This is a genomic window from Stenotrophomonas sp. P2112 (genome assembly GCF_041897515.1).
Taxonomy (GTDB): Bacteria; Pseudomonadota; Gammaproteobacteria; order Xanthomonadales; family Xanthomonadaceae; genus Stenotrophomonas; species Stenotrophomonas sepilia.
This window is the reverse complement of sequence record NZ_CP169216.1, coordinates 4,317,501-4,320,000: the sequence shown is the minus strand read 5'-3', so window position 1 is coordinate 4,320,000 and position 2,500 is coordinate 4,317,501. Positions and strand designations below refer to the sequence as shown.

Genomic DNA, 2,500 nt, shown 5'->3' with positions numbered 1-2,500 from the left:
AACGGGGCTAAGCACAGAACCGAAGCTTGGGGTGCATAACTTTGTTATGCGCGGTAGAGGAGCGTTCCGTAAGCCGTTGAAGGTGGATTGAGAAGTCTGCTGGAGGTATCGGAAGTGCGAATGCTGACATGAGTAACGATAATGCGGGTGAAAAACCCGCACGCCGAAAGCCCAAGGTTTCCTTGCGCAACGTTAATCGGCGCAGGGTGAGTCGGCCCCTAAGGCGAGGACGAAAGTCGTAGTCGATGGGAAGCAGGTTAATATTCCTGCACCTCGCGTAAGTGCGATGGAGGGACGGAGAAGGTTAGGTGTACCAGGCGTTGGTTGTCCTGGGGAAAGGCGGTAGGTTTGGATCTTTGGCAAATCCGGGATCCTCTAAGACCGAGCACCGAGACGAGCCTTTATGGCAAAGTCACTGATACCACGCTTCCAGGAAAAGCTCCTAAGCTTCAGCTTACGCAGACCGTACCGTAAACCGACACAGGTGGGTAGGATGAGAATTCTCAGGCGCTTGAGAGAACTCGGGTGAAGGAACTAGGCAACATGGCACCGTAACTTCGGGAGAAGGTGCACCCTTTTTGGTGGCTCATGCGAGCTATAGCTGAAGAGGGTCGCAGTAACCAGGCCGCTGCGACTGTTTATCAAAAACACAGCACTCTGCAAACACGAAAGTGGACGTATAGGGTGTGACGCCTGCCCGGTGCTGGAAGGTTAATTGATGGGGTCAGCCGCAAGGCGAAGCTCTTGATCGAAGCCCCAGTAAACGGCGGCCGTAACTATAACGGTCCTAAGGTAGCGAAATTCCTTGTCGGGTAAGTTCCGACCTGCACGAATGGCGTAACGACAGCGGCGCTGTCTCCACCCGAGACTCAGTGAAATTGAAATCGCTGTGAAGATGCAGCGTTCCCGTGGCAAGACGGAAAGACCCCGTGAACCTTTACTATAGCTTTACACTGAACGTTGAGTTCGTCTGTGTAGGATAGGTGGGAGGCTATGAAACCATGGCGCTAGCTGTGGTGGAGCCATCCTTGAAATACCACCCTGTCGTGCTTGACGTTCTAACCTGGGCCCATTATCTGGGTCGGGGACCGTGTATGGTGGGTAGTTTGACTGGGGCGGTCTCCTCCTAAAGAGTAACGGAGGAGCTCGAAGGTACGCTCAGCGCGGTCGGACATCGCGCACTGTGTGCAAAGGCATAAGCGTGCTTGACTGCAAGATCGACGGATCAAGCAGGTAGGAAACTAGGACTTAGTGATCCGGTGGTTCTGTATGGAAGGGCCATCGCTCAACGGATAAAAGGTACTCCGGGGATAACAGGCTGATACCGCCCAAGAGTTCATATCGACGGCGGTGTTTGGCACCTCGATGTCGGCTCATCACATCCTGGGGCTGTAGTCGGTCCCAAGGGTATGGCTGTTCGCCATTTAAAGTGGTACGCGAGCTGGGTTCAGAACGTCGTGAGACAGTTCGGTCCCTATCTGCCATGGGCGTTGGAGATTTGAGAGGGGCTGCTCCTAGTACGAGAGGACCGGAGTGGACGAACCTCTGGTGTTCCGGTTGTCACGCCAGTGGCATTGCCGGGTAGCTATGTTCGGAAGCGATAACCGCTGAAAGCATCTAAGCGGGAAGCGCGCCTCAAGATGAGATCTCCCGGGGCACAAGCCCCCTGAAGGAACCATGTAGACTACGTGGTTGATAGGTCAGGTGTGTAAGTACAGCAATGTATTGAGCTAACTGATACTAATGATCCGTGCGGCTTGACCATATAACCTCAAGTTGCCTTGGCTTTACGACAGCGTCGTAAGAGCATCCAAGTGCACGCTACGTCACAAGAACTATGCGAGGCTGGCGCCTTGTCCCCCAGGGACGAGTGCGACTCTCCAAAAGCCTCCCTGGTGAAATTAGCGCTGTGGAACCACCCGATCCCATCCCGAACTCGGAAGTGAAACGCAGCTGCGCCGATGGTAGTGTGGCTCAAGCCATGCGAGAGTAGGTCATCGCCAGGGTTTATACCCAAAACCCCGCTGCTGACGCAGCGGGGTTTTCCTTTTTTTGCAGGCACCTGGTTTCAACCTGGACTTGCAACAACAACTTCACGAAGAGCTTCAAGTTCCTCCAACAAGTTGTTGACAAAGCTAAAAGGCCTGCCATAATAGGCGGCTCGCAACGACGAAAGGCCCTCAGGCCCAACGACGAAGCAGCATCGGCAACAACGTCCACTCCGGTGAGGCGGCCTTGAAAAAAGGTGTTGACGAAGCAGAAAAGCCGGCTATAATGGGCGGCTCGCTGCGAAGGAAACTTCGCAGCACACGGGAACGGCGCTGAGGCCACTTCCCCGGATCTTTGAAAGTATGCGCAGGTATCTTGTGAAGGCGCCTGCAGGAAGGATGATTGTCCATCTTGCAGACGTTTGATCAAGCAACTATTAATTGTTTTAAAGCAAGCGATACGTTGCCAGAATCACTCATCTGCAGCTTTAAATTTTGATCTTCGGATCATG

2 rRNA genes (1 of these 2 running past the window's edge) are annotated in these 2,500 nt (G+C 53.7%); both read left to right on the top strand.

Annotated elements, in window-relative coordinates:
• Positions 1-1,765, top strand: a 23S ribosomal RNA gene (locus ACEPA4_RS19855); it begins 1,115 nt to the left of the window's first position.
• Positions 1,766-1,891: 126 nt separating this feature from the next.
• Positions 1,892-2,006: ribosomal RNA gene (rrf, locus tag ACEPA4_RS19850) — 5S ribosomal RNA — on the top strand.
• The last annotated feature ends 494 nt before the right edge of the window (positions 2,007-2,500 follow it).